Below are 14,870 nucleotides of genomic sequence, written 5' to 3' on the forward strand. Positions count from 1 at the left end.
ACCGTACGGCGCCGCGCCCGGGTCGGGCGAGGGTCCGTGGGCCCAAATGCGGGCCCAGAGCGCGGGGTTCGAGCCCGCGACGGGAAGGGACCGTAACCGCGTGAACCGCGTGCGCGGGTGCCGGCGGTCCCGGTGCGGAATGGGCATCGTCCGTGTCCCCCGTTCAGCCATGGCCGCCCCCGGCCGCTCCCCGTTCCCGTCGTCCTCTGCCGAGCCAGGTCAGTATGGCTTCGGAGCGGCTGGTCGAGGACAGTTTCGCGAAGATCCGGTTGATGTGGTTCTTGACGGTCTTCTCGCTGATGAAACAGGTGGCCGCGATATCGCGGTTGCTGAGGCCCGAAGCGATCAGGTCCATCACTTCCGCCTCCCGGTGGCTCAGTCCGAACTCGTCCCGCGGTCCCCGCCGTTGGGGTCGCCCGACCAACGACTGTCCCATAAATAGTTGCGCTTGCGAAGAGGGTTGTTGACGTTCTGCCGGTTCCGTCAAGGCTCCGCTTCGGCCTTGCAGGGGATATGGGTGAAATGAGGACGGACTCAAGTGTGCAGAAGCATCGGTTTTGTGTTTGCCGATGGAGGGGTCCATGCGGTTGCGGGAGGCCGCCGCCCGGCCCTGCGCGCGGAGGCGTCCGGCCGCCGTGCGCCGGCTCCGCCCGGACCGGCCGCCCTGTGCCGGGCCGGGGGCGGGGGCGGGTTCCCGGCGGGCGGGGGCGGGTTCCCGGCGCAGATGGGCCACCAGGGCGTTGACGGCGGTCGTGGTCATCGGGGAGTGGCCGGCGCGGATGTCCCGTACGGCGGCGACCAGTCCGTCGGCGGTGAACTCGCCGTGCACGAGATAGCCGCCCGCGCCCAGCCGCAGGCACTCGCGGACGGTTTCGCTCTCCCGGCTGTAGGTGAGCATCAGCACCGGCGCGACCGGAACCAGGTGCGGCAGCGCGTCGATGCCGTCGGCCCCCGGCATCCGGACGTCCAGCAGCACCACGTCCGGGCGGTGTTCGCGGGCCGCGCGCAGGGCCTGGTCGCCGTCCGCCGCCTGGGCGACGACCCGGATGTCGTCCCGGCCGTCGAGCAGGGCTGCCAGTCCGGCCCGTACCACCGGGTTGTCGTCGGCGACGACAACCCTCAGCAGTGCTGCGGAGCGGTCAGGGACCGGCGAGTTCACGACCGGGTGATCTTCCGGCATGGCCGGGCCTCCTCTCGGTTTTCGGGGATACCGGGCCTCCGCGGCCCGGCGGCTGTTCGGGGACGCCGTCCAGCAGCGGGCCCGGCTCGGCGGCGGGACGCTCGGGAACGGGAACGGGAACGGGAACGGCGGCGCGGCCGGGGGCGGACGGTGGCGGCCCATGGGGCCGTACCGGCACCGCTTCCAGCGGGAGTTCGAGCCGGACTTCCGTGCCGGTCCCCCGGGGTCCGCTGCCGATACGGAGCCGCGCGCCGATGCCGGCCGCCCGCTCGGCCATGCCCAGCAGCCCGAAGTGGCCGTCGCGGCAGAGGGATTCCAGGTCGGTACCGGGGCACAGGCCCCGGCCGTCGTCGAGGACCCCGATGCGGAGGGTGCGGACGGTTCGTCCGCCGCCGGACCCCGGGTCCTCCGGGGCGGGGCTCTCCGTGACGCGCGCCTCCACCGTGACCCGTTCGGCGTGCGCGTGGCGCCCCGCGTTCTCCAGGGCCTCGGCGGTGATCCTCAGCAACTCCCGGGCCACGGCGGGCGGCAGGGCGGGCAGCGGTCCTCCGTCCGCCACCCGGACGTCGGCCGGGATACCGGTGCTCCGGGACCAGTCGGCCGTACGGGCGGCCAGTTCGCGGCCGAGAGGGATGTCCCCGGACTCCCCCGGGCGCCGGTCCGGGTCCGCGCCGTCCGGGGCGCGGCGCAGATCGGACAGGAGTTCGCGGGACTCGGCGGCAGCGCACCGGGCGGCGTGGGCCACCAGTTCCGCGCGCTCCCGCACCGTCCCCGGGTCCGTACGGTCCACCGAGGCGGCCAGGCCCTCCGCCGCCAGGGCCAGGCCGTGCAGGGTCTTGGCGACCGAGTCGTGCATTTCCCGTGCCAGGCGGGCCCGTTCACCGCAGACGGCCTCCGCGGCGGCCAGCCGGGCGCGGGTCTCGGCTAGGGCACGGCCCGCCGCACCGAATCGGAGCATCAGGTTCCGCAGCACCACTCCGGCGGCACCGGCGATGACGCAGAAACCGGGGAGGACCAGGCGTGAGGCCAGTCCGCCGCCGAGACCGGGGTTGGCGCCGTACGCGGCCGCGAGGACGAGGATCTGGAGTCCGGCGAAGACACCGGCGCCGCGCCAGCCGTAGCAGAGCCCGGCCAGCAGCGGGGTGCAGACGGTGACGTAGCCGAGGGTGGACTCGGGGGTCGCGGTCAGGAGCAGCAGTGCGCCGAACAGCAGATCGATGCCCAGCAGCGCGGGGTGCCGGAGCAGCAGCGGGCCGAAGCGCTCCCAGTCGCGGAAGAGAACGTACGAGCCCATGAAGGTGCACACGACCGCCGAGCCGATGAGCCAGGTCGCGGGGCCGGGTGCGGTGCGGTGGAGGGCGAAGGGAGTGCCGAGAGCGATCATCGCGAGGCGAAAACCGAACACATGACGGGCCAGTGCCTGGAGGGCGTTGAGCTGGAGGCGGAGGCCCTGTTCGTCGTCGGCCACGGGAACATGGGCCGTCGTCGCCCGCCCGTCCTCCCCCGGCACGGGCTCCGCGGCCCGCCCGGCGGCCGTGCCGGTGCCGGTACCCGGGCCCGGCGGCCCCGCGACCTCCGGCGCACGCCGCGCCGTACCGGGTGCACCGCCCGTACCGGCCGGTCCCGCCGTGCGGGGCGCCGCCGTCGTACCGGGCTCCGCCGGCGCCGTACCGGCCGCCGGCAGGGGTCCCGCCGCGCGGGTCCCCGGCGCGGTCCGTTCCCGTCCCATCGCTTTCACCTCCTCCTCCCCCGTCCGTCCTTCTCTCCGCGTCCTTCTCCCGGCGTCCTTCGCTCCCCCGCCGGTCAGCCCGTGATGGCGCCGAAGTCGACCCCCGAGCCGAAGACGAAGCCCGCCACCAGCAGGATGAGCGTCCCCGGGAGCATGAACGTGGTGACGGCGAGCGTGGCCTTGGGGACGGCCCGGGCCGCGCGGCGGCGGGCGTTCTGGGCGTCGGTGCGGCGCATGTCGTCGGCGATCTGGATGAGCGTGTCGACGATGGGCGCGCCCAGTTCCTCGCCCTGCTGCAGCGCGGTGACGAACATGGCGACCTGGTCGCTGTCGTTGCGGCGGCGCAGTTCGTCGAACGCCTCGCGCCGGCTGACGCCCATGTCCATCCGGCGCAGAGCGATGCGCAGTTCGTCCGACCAGGGGCCCTGGTATTTCTCGGAGACCCGTTCGAGCGCCTGCCGGAAGCCGAGTCCGGCGCTGACGACGACGGCGAGGACGTCGAGGAAGTCGGGGAGCGTCCGTTCGATGTCGGCCTTGCGCTGCTGGACCGCGGCCCAGATGCCGACCTCGACCCAGAAGAGGCCGAAGAGGACGAGCAGCGCCGCGATGACGAACTGGCCGCGCAGCAGCATCGCCAGCGCCCCGGCGAAGCCGAGGAAGCCGTAGACGGCGCGGCGCGCGGCGTAGCGGTCGAGGGTGAGGCCGCCGGGGTTGCCCGCCAGGTCGATCCGGCGGCGCACCGCGTCGGCGCGCCGGGGCCCCATCATGCGCAGCACCAGGGGCGCGTGGCGCATGCCGAGCCGGTCGACGGCGGAGCCGACGGCGGTGGTGCGGGTGGCGCCCACCTCCAGGGCCACCTTGAGGTCGCCGGGCAGTTCGGCCTCGCGGCGGTAGAGCGCGATGCCGTAGCCGATGCCGGAGGCGCTCAGGGCGGCGACGAAGGCGAGCAGCAGAGCGGTCATCGGGGGTGGTCCTCCTCTCGCGGTTCCGGGGCGGTGGCCGCGGCCGGGGTCTCCGTCATGGTCGTCACGGTCCTCAGACGTCGATCTTGGACATGCGGCGGATCAGCACGAACCCCAGCGCGTACAGGCCCAGGCTGACGATCACCGCGGCCTGCCCGTAGAAGGAGTCGGTCATCCGTTCCAGCGCCCCCGGCATCACGCGGTCCAGCAGCAGCAGCGCACCGAGGCCGAAGGCCGGGACGGCGTAGGCGGTGACGGTGATCTGGGAGAGCTGGGTGCGGACCTCGCGCCGGGTCTCCTTCCGTTCCTCCAGGGTCTTGGTCAGATTGCGCAGCGAGGCGACGACGGTGCCGCCGGCCCGGTTGGAGAGGATCAGGGTGGTGACGAGGACGGAGAGCTCGCGGGAGGGCAGCCGTTCGGCGAGTTCCCCGAGCGCGTCGTCGATCGAGTGTCCGACGCCCAGCTTGTCGGCGACCCGCGCGAGTTCCTCCCCGGCCGGTGCCTCCAGTTCCTCGGCGGCCATGGCGAGGGCGGTGCGGAGGGCCAGTCCGGCCTGGGTGGCGTTGGCCAGGACCCGGGCGAGTTCCGGCAGTTGGTTGATGAACTTCTCGTTCCGCCGGGCGTTCTGCCAGCTGAGGAAGGCGCGGGCGGCCCAGAGGCCGATGAGGCCCGCCACGGGGCCGAAGAAGGCGGCGAGCAGGGAGGCCGCGATCAGCCAGAGGGCGGCGATCCCCCCGGCCACGCAGACGAAGAACTCACCCGGGGTGACGTCCAGCCCGGTGGCCGCCAGCCGCCGTTCCAGCCGCTTGCCGAAGCGGGTCCGCCGCAGCCTCCGGTCGACGGTGCGGAAGCGGCGCTCCCGGCCGCCGCCCGCGGGCGGCTTGCCCGGCGAGGTGAGCCGGTCGATGAGGTCCCGGCGCTGCGCCCGGCCGGCCGCGTAGGCGTGCACACCGGCGACGCCCAGCACGCAGCACAGCAGGGCGGCGCCGAGCGTCAGCAGCGGAAGATTGGCCTCCAGGTCCATGGCGGTCAGCTCGCCTCCCGGATCGTGAGCTGGTCCTCGGAGGCGGCGATCCCGTAGCCGGGCGGCACCGGCTCGCCCGCCAGATGGAGCCGGTCCGCGACGCGGCGGGGCAGCGGGAAGTAGCCGAAGGTGCCGCGCACCACCCGGTCGGCGCCCACGGGCCGGGGCTCGAAGCGCGCGACGGTGGCGATCCGGTACGTCTCCCGGCCGTGCGAGGAGAGCAGGGCGATCTCGCCGACCTTGCGGCTGCCGTCGGCGTGCCGGGAGAGCTGGACGATGCAGTCGACCGCGCTGTTGATCTGGTCCCGCAGCGCCTCGTAGGGGATCTTCACCTCGGACATGGAGGCCAGGGTCTGCAGCCGCATCAGGGCGTCCTCGGCGCTGTTGGCGTGCACGGTGGCCAGGGAGCCGTCGTGGCCGGTGGACATGGCCTGGAGCATGTCGAGGGTCTCACCGCCGCGGACCTCGCCGACGATGATGCGGTCCGGGCGCATGCGGAGGGAGTTGCGCACCAGGTCGCGGATGGTGATCCGGCCCTTGCCCTCGACGTTGGGCGGGCGGGTCTCCAGCCGGATGACGTGGGACTGCTGGAGCTGGAGTTCGGCCGCGTCCTCGACGGTGATGATGCGTTCGCCGTCCGGGATGAGGCCGGAGAGGGCGTTGAGGAGGGTGGTCTTCCCGGAGCCGGTGGCGCCGGAGACGATCACGTTGAACTTGGCCCGGACCAGGCCGGAGAGCAGCATCACCATCCGCTCGTCGAGGGTGCCGAGGTCGATCAGTTCCTGGAGCCGGTAGGCGCGCGGGAAGCGGCGGATGGTGAGGGTGGCGCCGCTGAGGGAGAGCGGCGGGATGATGACGTTGACGCGCTCGCCGGAGGGGAGGCGGGCGTCGACCATCGGATTGGCCTCGTCCACGCGGCGGTTGACGGTGGAGACGATGCGTTCGATGGTCTGCATCAGCTGCTCGTGCGAGGCGAAGCGCACGGGCACCCGTTCGACCCGGCCGGCGCGTTCGACGTAGACCTGGTCGGGGCCGTTGACCATGATCTCGGTGACGGACGGGTCTTCGAGCAGCGGTTCGAGCACGCCGAGCCCGAGGGCCTCGTCCACCACGCGCCGGATGAGCTGGGCCCGTTCGGAGGTGGAGAGGACCGGGCCCTCCCGGCTGATGATGTGCCCGAGGACGCGTTCGAGGCGGGCCCGGCGCTCGGCGGCGGCCAGCGCGGACATCTCGGCGAGGTCGATCTCCTCCAGCAGCTTGGCGCGGTAGACGGCGACGAGGTGCCCGTCCTCGCGGGTGCCGCCGTTGTCCTCGGGTGAGGTGACGCGCGCCCTCAGGCTCATGGTGTGCTCCTCGTCGTCCGTGCCGTGCTGGTCCGTGCCGTGCTGGTCCGTGCCGTGCCGCGGCCGTTGGGGCGCTCCGGGACGCCGTGCGGGGCGGTCAGTCGCGGGGCATGGTGGCCCTCTTGGTGACGGTGCCGAAGTCGCCCACCCCGGGGATGAGCGAGGGGATGGTGACGGTGGCGGTGGCGATGGCCTCCTCGTCGCCGCCGCCGATGCCGATGCTGGTGCCGTCGGCGAGCCAGCTGCTGACCGCGGCCCGTCCGGCCGCCGCCGGGTCGGCGTCGGCCTCCTCGTAGGAGGCGGTGCGGGCGGCGGCCCGGGCGGCCGTGCCGGCCTGGGAGACCGTGTGGGCGACCACGCCGAGCTGGATCGCGGCGAACGCCACCAGCAGCAGGATGGGGACGAAGCCGATGAACTCCACGGCCACCTGGCCGCGTTCGCGTGCGGCGCCGCGGGCGGTCCGGGCCCGCCCCGCGCCCGCGTCCGCCGCCGACGTGCCGCCCGCCGCCGCCGTGCCGCCCGCCGCCGCGCTGTCCGTCACCGCCGCGCCGTCCATCGCCGTCCTCATGGCCTGCCCTCCTCCGCCGCGCCGGCGCTGCCGTTCACGGTGACCGGGAAGGCCACCGCGCCCGGGAAGAGCACCGGCACCTCCAGCCCGACATCGGCCTTCCACAGCCCGCCCGCGCGCACGCAGCTCACGGACGCGCCGCTCCGCCACGCCCCCGGCAGGTCCTCCACCGCGGCCGTCTCGCACGCCCCCGCGCTCTGGGCGGCGGTGGCGGTGCGCGCTGCCTGGTCGGCCGCGTGGCCGGCGAGCGAGTAGGTGTAGCCGAGCAGCGCGCACTGCCAGCACAGGATCAGCACCACGGCCAGCAGCGGCACCATGCCGAGGAACTCCACCGCGACCTGTCCGCTGTCGCCGCCCCGGACGCCCCGGCCGCCCTTCGGCCCGCCCCGCCGGCGCCACAGGCTCAGCGCACCCCGGTCGCCGTACTTCTCGACCGCCCGCCCCCGCGCGCCCCGGCCGGGGCGTCCCGCGCCGCCCGCGGGGTCGCCCGCCAGGCCGAGTTCGGCGGCGAGGGCCCACAGCGCCTGCTTGACGGAGGACCGGTGGTCGAGGTCCTGGAGGCGCCCGGCGTCCACGGCCGGCTGGAGTTCCTTGAAGCCGGCCGGGACAGCGGTCCGGGCGACCCGTGTGCCGGTGATCCGTTCGACCAGCGGCGGCTGGATCTCGGTGGCGCGCGTATGCCGGTTGACGAGCGTCAGGGTCTCCTCGGCCTTGCGGATCTGGAGCCGGTCCCAGAGCCGTACCAGGCGCTTGGCGGCCCGGACCGCGACCACGTCCGGGGTGGTCACCATCAGCGCGGTGTCGGACATCTCGACGGCGGCCGCGTTGGCCCCGTTCATCTGGGTGCCGCAGTCGATGACGACGACCTCGTAGCGGGTCCGCAGCGAGCTGACGATCTGCCGGGCCGCCCGGTCGGTGACCTCCTCGCCCCGTTCGCCGTCCGCCGGGGCGAGCAGCAGCCCCAGACCGGTCGCGTGGTCGCAGACCGCGTCCTGGAGGACGCGCGGCGAGATGTCGCTGATCTGCGCCAGGTCCACCACCGAGCGCCGGAACTGCACATCGAGGTAGGAGGCGATGTCGCCGGACTGGAGGTCCATGTCGACCAGCGCGGTGGACCGCCCGGAGGCGCGGGCCGCCAGCGCCAGCTGCACGGCCGTGACGGTCGTCCCGACACCGCCCTTGGCGCCGGTGACGCTGACGACGGTGCCGCCGGGCCCGCCGGGCGTCTCCGGGCCGGCTCCCAGATGGCGCCGGACCCCGGCGGCCCACTGGGCGGCGCCCTGCACCCGGGCGGACAGTTCCTCGTAGTTCAGCGGCAGCGCGACGAGTCCCCGGGCGCCCGCGTCCATGGCGGCCTGGAAGAGCTGCGGCCCGGCGTCGGCCGAGACGAGCACCACGCCGACCGCCGGGAAGCGGAGCACCGTCTCCCGGATGAGGTCGAGCGCGGGCACCGGCCCGATCCGTTCATGGACGACGACGACCTCGGGGAGCTCCCCGACCGACTCCCCCGCGAGCCGCGCGAGGGTGTCGAGGAGGGTGGTGGAGTCGGGGACGGGCGGCGCCGGTTCGGCGTCGGGGAGCTGGCTGAGCAGGGTGGTGAGGGAGCGGGCGGCCTCGGGGTCGCCCGCCGCGGGGAGGATTCTCGTGGTCATCCGTGCCTCACTTGTCCCCGTCGAGGGTGTACGTGCGGTCGCGCGGGCGGATGGGCTCGGTGCCGCCGGGCGCGACGAGGGCGAGCCGGACGTGGGAGGCGAAGGACTCGGCGTAGGCGACCCGCTGGGCGTCGAGGGTGCCGAGGGCGAAGGTGATCGGCACGGCCTCGGTGGTCTGCCCGCGCCGCCGGGCGTCGTCGTCGCGGTCGAAGGGGGTGAGTTCGCCGACGTCGATGACCTCGGCACCCTCGACGATCACCTTGGACTGCGGCTCGGCGTCCCCGTCCCGGCCGTCGAAGGTGGCGTAGATGTTGACCCGGGCGCCGGGGCGGATCTTGCCGGCCACCCCGGTGGCCGCGTCGATCATGATGGCGATCTCCTGTTCGCCCTCCTCCAGCGCCGGGCGTTCGACGATCATGTCGCGCTGGAGCAGTGAGCCCTTGCGGAGCGGGGTGAGCGCGATCTTGCCGGTGAGGTCGCGGAGATCGGTGACCGCGGTCTCCGGAAGCCAGCGCTCCGGCATGGTGATCTCGTCGAACTTGGCCGCGGACAGCTCCTCGTAGGGCTGTATGTCGGACTTGACCTCGTAGGCCGTGGTCTCCGGGCCGACCTTGGACCGCACGTCGCCGATCACCATCAGGACTCCGACGAAGGCACCGGCCGCGCAGAGGACGGAGAGCAGGAGCAGGATCACTCCGCGGCGCTGACGTGAGTTCATCGGCGTAGAACCTCGTTCAGGGACGTGTCCGGGGCGGACGGGGACTGGAGCGGGGCGGGCACGGGGCGGGTGGCTCCGGGGCGGCCGGCTAGGTGGCGGCGCCGGAGGTGAGGGCCGCGCTCCCGGCGGCCACCGGGGAGCAGCAGAACGCGCAGCGGTCGCCGATCAGTTCGAGACCGCACCAGCGGCACTCGGTGGTGCGGACCGAGGCGACGAGCTGGTAGAGGATCGACAGATCGGGGATGGCGGCGGCGAACTCGACGAGCCGGCCGCTGCCCCACCAGCGAGCGGAGTCGGCGGGCAGGGTGGCCTCCCGCACGCTGTGCACGCGCCAGGCGGGGACGAGGGTGCTGAACACCCAGTCGGACGGGGACTGGCCGCGGGCGACCACCAGTTCGGTGCCGTACTGGGGGCCGCCGGGGACGGTGCCGCCCGGGGTGACGCGGGTGAGCCGCGGCTCCGGGCTCGCGAGGACGGCGAACTGGCTGCCGGGCACCCAGGACTTGGCGTGCTCCCGGAGGCCCACGGGCACATGGTCGAGACGGGAGACGGAGGAGAGCAGCGCGCCGGCGTGGACGTAGTGGGTGAGCAGCCGCACGGCCGAGCCGAGGATGCCGGGGCTGAAGTCGCAGAGCGAGAGACGGCGCAGCTGGTGGGCGAGGACGGCCACGGCCAGCGGGGGTAACTCCAGGCGGAGCAGGGCTATCCGGTCGCTCTCCAGGATGGAGCGCACGCCGTGCAGCCGGCGGTGGACGGCATCCGGCACCGAGGCCGGGTAGAGGACGATCAGATAGCCGTGGCTCTCGATCAGCCCGTAGGTCCGGGCGAGCGCGTCCTCCAGCGGCATCTCCGGCGCGAGGACGGTGGCGGGCGGCGTCTGCCGGTCGAGGGCCGGGAGAACGAGGTCGGGGGCGGTGACTGCTATCGCGGTGTGCACGTCAGGTTTCCCCGTTCACTCCGGCGGCCGGGGCTGCGGACGCCGTGGACCAACACTGCGCAGCGCAACTGCTTCGCTACTGTCACAGCACTTTATCCGTGTCGTCTGCATTGGAGAACAGTTCACCGGTATCGGGGAATTCGATCTTCAACTGACACGGGGGCATCTTCCGCCTCTTCTGTGGACGAACCGCCGGGCCCCTCCCCCGCCCCCCGCTCACCAGGGGAGTTCCCGGACCTGCTGGACGCAGAGCACGACGAAGAGCAGCCCCGCGGCGGTCAGCATGACGTTGCTGAGCGCGCCGTTGCGCCACTCCCGCGGGGTGCGGCCGGAGTTGAGCAGCCACAGCAGCGTCAGGGCGAGGAACGGCATGAAGAAGGCACCCAGGACGCCGTAGACGACGACCAGCCCGAACGGCCGGTCGAGGAAGAGCAGGCTGATGGGCGGGAAGGTCAGCCAGAGCAGATAGGCCCGGAAGGGCAGTGACTTCTCCGCCGCTCCGGTGACGAGCCCGGTCACGGCGGGGTCGGGCTTCCCGGTGACGCCCGTGCCGGCGGTCGTGCCCGCGGCGGCCGTGTCGTCCGCCGGCGCGGCGGGCTCGGGGACGGGCGCGGGCGCCGCTGCGCGGACGGCCGCCCGGCCGGCAGCGCGGTCGCGGCGGATGCGCTCCACGAAGTCGGTGAACAGCAGGCTGACGCCGTGCCAGACGCCGATGAGCGAGGAGAAGGAGGCGGCGAAGAAACCGATCAGGAAGAGCTTGGCGGTGGTGGCGCCGAAGCGCGCCTCCAGCACCTCGCCCAGGGCGAGCAGGCCCTTGTCGCCGCTCGCCAGCGCGATGTTGGCGGAGTGCAGCAGCTCCGCGCCGGTGATCAGCATCGCGATCACGAAGACGCCGGTCGTCACGTAGGCGACGCGGTTGTCGAGCCGCATCACCTTCATCCAGCCGGGGCCGGTCCAGCCCTTGGCGTTGACCCAGTACCCGTACGCGGCCATGGTGATGGTGCCGCCGACGCCGCCGATCAGGCCGAGGGTGTACAGCAGTGAGCCGTCCGGCAGCACGGGCACCAGCCCGGCGACGGCCGCGGGGACGTCCGGGCCGACCCGCAGCGCCACGTACACGACCACCACGAACATCACGCCGACGAGCACGGTCATGGTCTTCTCGAAGACGGCGTAGTGGTTGAACCAGACGAACACCAGGCCGACCAGACCGGTGATCACCGCCCAGGTCTTGAGACCGAGGAAGTCCGGGAAGAGCGCGGCGAGCGGCAGGGCGCTGGAGGACATGGCGGTCGCGCCGTAGACGAAGCCCCAGATGACGACGTAGCCGGCGAAGTAGACGGTGGTCCACGAACCGAGGCTCCGCCAGCCCTCGAACAGGGTCTGCCCGGTGGCCAGATGCCAGCGCCCGGCGGCCTCGGCGAGGGAGATCTTGACGACGCATCCGATGACGGCGGCCCACAGCAGGGTGTAGCCGAACCGGCTGCCCGCGATCAGGGTGGCGACGAGGTCACCGGCGCCGACGCCCGTCGCGGCGACGACGATGCCCGGGCCGATGTACCGCCAACTCGGCCTGCGCGGCCGTCCGGTGACGGGCCCGGCGCTCTCCCCCGCCTCGTCCGTACGTGTCACTGGCCCGCCTCCGCGTCCGTACCGCCGCTGCCGTTGCCGTTGCGGTTGCTGTCACCGCCGTTGCCGTCACTGCTGCACTGCTGCCGCCGCTGCCGTTGCCGTGCGCCGCTGCCGGCCGGCGCGATGGACCGGCCGGGGTGCGGGCGGCGCACAAGGAGTGCCATTCCCCGCGGGCGTCCGCTCCACTCCCGCGCCGGCCCCGCTCCCCCGCCCGTACCCCGCACGCCCCCGCACGCTCCCGCGGTCGCGCCCGGTCCCCCGCCGGTGCGCCTCGCGCCCGTCGGCGGGCCGTAACCCGCGCCCGCTAGGGTCCCGGCCATGAACACCACCTCTCCGGGCGAGGTCCCGGCCCTGCGGCGGCGGCTCGGGCTCTTCGACGCCGTCGTGATCGGCCTGGGCGCCATGGTGGGCGCGGGCATCTTCGCCGCGCTCGCGCCCGCCGCCGCGACGGCCGGCTCGGGGCTGCTGCCGGCGCTGGCGGTCGCGGCGGTCGTCGCGTACTGCAACGCCACGTCCTCCGCGCGGCTCGCGGCCCGCTACCCGGAGTCGGGCGGCACGTATGTCTACGGGCGGGAGCGGCTCGGCCCGTTCTGGGGCCATCTGGCGGGCTGGGGGTTCGTGGCGGGCAAGACGGCGTCCTGCGCGGCGATGGCCCTGACCGTGGGGGCGTACGCGTGGCCCGGGCACGACCGGGAGGTGGCGGTGGCGGCCGTGGTGGCGCTGACGGCCGTGAACTACCGGGGAGTCCAGAAGTCGGCCTGGCTGACCCGGGGGATCGTCGCGGTGGTGCTCGCCGTGCTGGCGGCCGTGGTGACGGCCGGGCTGACCTCGCCCGAGGCCGACGGAGCGCGGCTGGCGCTCGGCGGCGACGCCTCGCCGGCCGGGGTGCTGGGCGCGGCGGGACTGCTGTTCTTCGCCTTCGCCGGATACGCGCGGATCGCCACGCTCGGCGAGGAGGTGCGCGATCCGGCGCGCACCATCCCGCGTGCGATCCCGCTGGCGCTCGGCATCACGCTCGCCGTGTACGCGGCCGTGGCCGTCGCGGCGCTCGCGGTGCTCGGCCCGGACGGGCTGGCGGACGCCGGCGCGCCGCTCGCCGAGGCCGTACGGGCGGCGGGCGTGCCGGAGCTGGCGCCGGTGGTGCGCGCCGGCGCGGCCGTCGCGGCGCTGGGTTCGCTGCTCGCGCTGGTGCTCGGTGTCTCCCGGACGACGCTGGCCATGGCCCGGGACGGGCATCTGCCGTCGGTCCTGGCCGCCGTCCACCCGCGGTTCCGGGTGCCGCACCGGGCCGAACTGGCGGTCGGCGCGGTGGTCGCCGTGCTGGCGGCGACGGCGGATCTGCGCGGGGCGATCGGCTTCTCCTCGTTCGGGGTGCTCGTCTACTACGCGATCGCCAACGCCTCCGCCTGGACGCTGAGCCGGGAGGAGGGACGGCCGCCGCGCGCCGTCCCGGTCGTCGGGCTGGCGGGCTGTCTGCTGCTCGCCGTCACGCTGCCACTGCCGTCGGTGGTCACGGGCGCCGCCGTGCTGGCGGCGGGCGCGGTGCTGTACGGCGTGCGGCGGGGCGCCCGGCGCGCGGGCTGAGGGCCTCGGAACACCGGCCCGGTGCCGCGGGTCTCTCGGCCGTCCGTGCGAGATCGTCCGCCGTCCGTGCGAGACCGCCCGGCCGGAACCGGCATGGCCTCTTCCGGTCGGCGCGGCACCATTGACCCGCCCATGCCAAGGCCCCAGCATGACGCAGCATGCGACTGCCATCACGCGGCCAACGGGTCACCGCCCTCGCCGCTCTTCTGACACTCGCGCTGGCCGTTCCCCTGACCCAGGCCGGCACGACTCCCCCCACCGACCGTGCGGACGCGCTCACCAGCGTCGCGTCCGCCGAAGAGACCCCCCGTCAGTACGAGGTCGCGGGCCCCGCCACCGCGGCCCAGCGCACCCGCCTGCTCGCCACCGGCGCCTCCGTCGACGAGGTGCGCGACCACTCCGTCGTCGTCTCCGCGGACTCCGGGCAGGCCCGCGAGCTCCGCGCCCTCGGCTACACGCTGGAACCGCTGCCCGCTCCCCCGTCCCGGCGGGCGGGCGAACAGAGCCTGCGCGCGGCGGACTTCCCGCCCGCCGACGCGGACTACCACAACTACGCCGAAGCCACGGCGGAGATCAACTCCCGTGTCGCCGCCCACCCGGACATCATGAGCAAGCGGGTGATCGGCAAGTCCCACGAGGGCCGCGACATCGTCGCCGTCAAGATCAGCGACAACGTGAGGACGGACGAGGACGAGCCCGAGGTCCTCTTCACCCACCACCAGCACGCCCGCGAGCACCTCACCGTCGAGATGGCGCTCTACCTCCTGCGCGAACTGGGCGAGGACTACGGCACCGACGCGCGCATCACCAAGGCGGTGAACGACCGCGAGATCTGGATCCTGCCGGACCTCAACCCGGACGGCGGCGAGTACGACATCGCCACCGGCTCCTACCGCTCGTGGCGCAAGAACCGGCAGCCCAACGCCGGCTCCTCGGCCGTCGGCACCGACATCAACCGCAACTGGCCCTACCAGTGGGGCTGCTGCGGCGGCTCCTCCGGCAGCACCTCCTCGGACACCTACCGGGGCCCCTCGGCCGAGTCCGCCCCCGAGGTGAAGACCGTCACCGACTTCGTCCGGAGCCGGATCGTCGGCGGCGAGCAGCAGATCAAGGCCGGCATCGACTTCCACACCTACAGCGAGCTGGTGCTCTGGCCGTACGGCTACACCTACTCCGACACCGCGGGCGGCATGACCCGGGACGACCGCGACGCCTTCGCCGCCATCGGCCGGAAGATGGCCGCGAGCAACGGCTACACCCCGCAGCAGTCGAGCGATCTCTACATCACCGACGGCAGCGTCAACGACTGGATGTGGGGCGACCAGAAGATCTTCTCGTACACCTACGAGATGTATCCGTCCTCGGCCTCCGGCGGCGGCTTCTACCCGCCCGACGAGGTGATCGAGCGGGAGACCAGCCGGAACCGGGACGCGGTGCTCCAGCTGATCGAGAACGCGGACTGCATGTACCGCTCCATCGGCAAGGAGGCCCAGTACTGCGCCTCCGGCTGAGCCGGTGACGACGGCGCGCCCCCGGGGTAG

13 protein-coding genes are annotated in these 14,870 nt (G+C 73.8%); 2 read left to right on the forward strand and 11 right to left on the reverse strand.

The window, feature by feature from the left end; translation table 11 throughout:
• Positions 1 to 163 precede the first annotated feature (163 nt).
• The 11 genes from SXIN_RS10920 to SXIN_RS31235 form a co-directional block, all read right to left on the reverse strand.
• Positions 164 to 1,180, reverse strand: a complete 1,017-nt coding sequence (locus SXIN_RS10920; RefSeq protein WP_095756925.1) for a response regulator transcription factor — start codon at positions 1,178 to 1,180, stop codon at positions 164 to 166.
• Positions 1,140 to 2,909 (reverse strand): sensor histidine kinase, encoded by a 1,770-nt coding sequence (locus tag SXIN_RS10925; RefSeq protein WP_107501147.1) that lies wholly within the window; start codon positions 2,907 to 2,909, stop codon positions 1,140 to 1,142. Before SXIN_RS10925 ends, SXIN_RS10920 begins: the two co-directional genes overlap by 41 nt.
• Before the next feature lie 74 nt (positions 2,910 to 2,983).
• Complete coding sequence (locus tag SXIN_RS10930) at positions 2,984 to 3,871, reverse strand: DUF5936 domain-containing protein (RefSeq protein ID WP_019710305.1); 888 nt, start codon at positions 3,869 to 3,871, stop codon at positions 2,984 to 2,986.
• Between the two features lie 73 nt (positions 3,872 to 3,944).
• Positions 3,945 to 4,895 (reverse strand): type II secretion system F family protein, encoded by a 951-nt coding sequence (locus SXIN_RS10935; protein ID WP_019710306.1) that lies wholly within the window; start codon positions 4,893 to 4,895, stop codon positions 3,945 to 3,947.
• 5 nt (positions 4,896 to 4,900) lie between these two features.
• Complete coding sequence (locus SXIN_RS10940) at positions 4,901 to 6,238, reverse strand: TadA family conjugal transfer-associated ATPase (RefSeq protein WP_019710307.1); 1,338 nt, start codon at positions 6,236 to 6,238, stop codon at positions 4,901 to 4,903.
• 97 nt (positions 6,239 to 6,335) lie between these two features.
• The gene (locus SXIN_RS10945; RefSeq protein ID WP_238153728.1) at positions 6,336 to 6,806 is read right to left on the reverse strand and encodes a TadE/TadG family type IV pilus assembly protein; all 471 of its coding nucleotides are present in this window, start codon (positions 6,804 to 6,806) and stop codon (positions 6,336 to 6,338) included.
• Positions 6,803 to 8,458: a CpaE/TadZ family protein gene (locus tag SXIN_RS10950; protein WP_095756926.1), complete on the reverse strand. Its 1,656-nt coding sequence runs from the start codon at positions 8,456 to 8,458 to the stop codon at positions 6,803 to 6,805. Before SXIN_RS10950 ends, SXIN_RS10945 begins: the two co-directional genes overlap by 4 nt.
• Positions 8,459 to 8,465: 7 nt before the next feature.
• Positions 8,466 to 9,176 carry a Flp pilus assembly protein CpaB gene (gene cpaB / locus SXIN_RS10955; RefSeq protein WP_095756927.1) on the reverse strand — a complete coding sequence of 237 codons (711 nt, stop codon included), beginning with the start codon at positions 9,174 to 9,176 and terminating at the stop codon, positions 8,466 to 8,468.
• A gap of 88 nt (positions 9,177 to 9,264) precedes the next feature.
• Positions 9,265 to 10,113: a hypothetical protein gene (locus SXIN_RS10960; RefSeq protein WP_019710311.1), complete on the reverse strand. Its 849-nt coding sequence runs from the start codon at positions 10,111 to 10,113 to the stop codon at positions 9,265 to 9,267.
• 216 nt (positions 10,114 to 10,329) lie between these two features.
• Positions 10,330 to 11,745, reverse strand: a complete 1,416-nt coding sequence (locus tag SXIN_RS10965; RefSeq protein WP_095756928.1) for an Nramp family divalent metal transporter — start codon at positions 11,743 to 11,745, stop codon at positions 10,330 to 10,332.
• Positions 11,742 to 11,909, reverse strand: a complete 168-nt coding sequence (locus SXIN_RS31235) for a hypothetical protein (RefSeq protein ID WP_157916275.1) — start codon at positions 11,907 to 11,909, stop codon at positions 11,742 to 11,744. The genes SXIN_RS10965 and SXIN_RS31235 overlap by 4 nt, the downstream gene beginning before the upstream one ends.
• 154 nt (positions 11,910 to 12,063) lie before the next feature.
• Between SXIN_RS31235 and SXIN_RS10970 the strand changes: the two genes are divergently transcribed.
• Positions 12,064 to 13,329: an APC family permease gene (locus SXIN_RS10970; RefSeq protein WP_095756929.1), complete on the forward strand. Its 1,266-nt coding sequence runs from the start codon at positions 12,064 to 12,066 to the stop codon at positions 13,327 to 13,329.
• Between the two features lie 158 nt (positions 13,330 to 13,487).
• On the forward strand, positions 13,488 to 14,840 hold the full coding sequence (locus tag SXIN_RS10975) for a M14 family metallopeptidase (protein WP_019710313.1): 1,353 nt from the start codon (positions 13,488 to 13,490) through the stop codon (positions 14,838 to 14,840).
• Positions 14,841 to 14,870: the final 30 nt, after the last annotated feature.

Origin of the sequence: Streptomyces xinghaiensis S187 (genome assembly GCF_000220705.2) — a bacterium.
GTDB classification, from domain to species: Bacteria; Actinomycetota; Actinomycetes; order Streptomycetales; family Streptomycetaceae; genus Streptomyces; species Streptomyces xinghaiensis.

Excerpts from the sequence above, each read along its gene's own strand:
- SXIN_RS10920 (WP_095756925.1), bottom strand. The coding sequence starts at position 1,180 with ATGCCGGAAGATCACCCGGTCGTGAACTCGCCGGTCCCTGACCGCTCC.
- SXIN_RS10925 (WP_107501147.1), bottom strand. The coding sequence starts at position 2,909 with ATGGGACGGGAACGGACCGCGCCGGGGACCCGCGCGGCGGGACCCCTG.
- SXIN_RS10930 (WP_019710305.1), bottom strand. The coding sequence starts at position 3,871 with ATGACCGCTCTGCTGCTCGCCTTCGTCGCCGCCCTGAGCGCCTCCGGC.
- SXIN_RS10935 (WP_019710306.1), bottom strand. The coding sequence starts at position 4,895 with ATGGACCTGGAGGCCAATCTTCCGCTGCTGACGCTCGGCGCCGCCCTG.
- SXIN_RS10940 (WP_019710307.1), bottom strand. The coding sequence starts at position 6,238 with ATGAGCCTGAGGGCGCGCGTCACCTCACCCGAGGACAACGGCGGCACC.
- SXIN_RS10945 (WP_238153728.1), bottom strand. The coding sequence starts at position 6,806 with ATGAGGACGGCGATGGACGGCGCGGCGGTGACGGACAGCGCGGCGGCG.
- SXIN_RS10950 (WP_095756926.1), bottom strand. The coding sequence starts at position 8,458 with ATGACCACGAGAATCCTCCCCGCGGCGGGCGACCCCGAGGCCGCCCGC.
- cpaB (WP_095756927.1), bottom strand. The coding sequence starts at position 9,176 with ATGAACTCACGTCAGCGCCGCGGAGTGATCCTGCTCCTGCTCTCCGTC.
- SXIN_RS31235 (WP_157916275.1), bottom strand. The coding sequence starts at position 11,909 with ATGGCACTCCTTGTGCGCCGCCCGCACCCCGGCCGGTCCATCGCGCCG.
- SXIN_RS10970 (WP_095756929.1), top strand. The coding sequence starts at position 12,064 with ATGAACACCACCTCTCCGGGCGAGGTCCCGGCCCTGCGGCGGCGGCTC.
- SXIN_RS10975 (WP_019710313.1), top strand. The coding sequence starts at position 13,488 with ATGCGACTGCCATCACGCGGCCAACGGGTCACCGCCCTCGCCGCTCTT.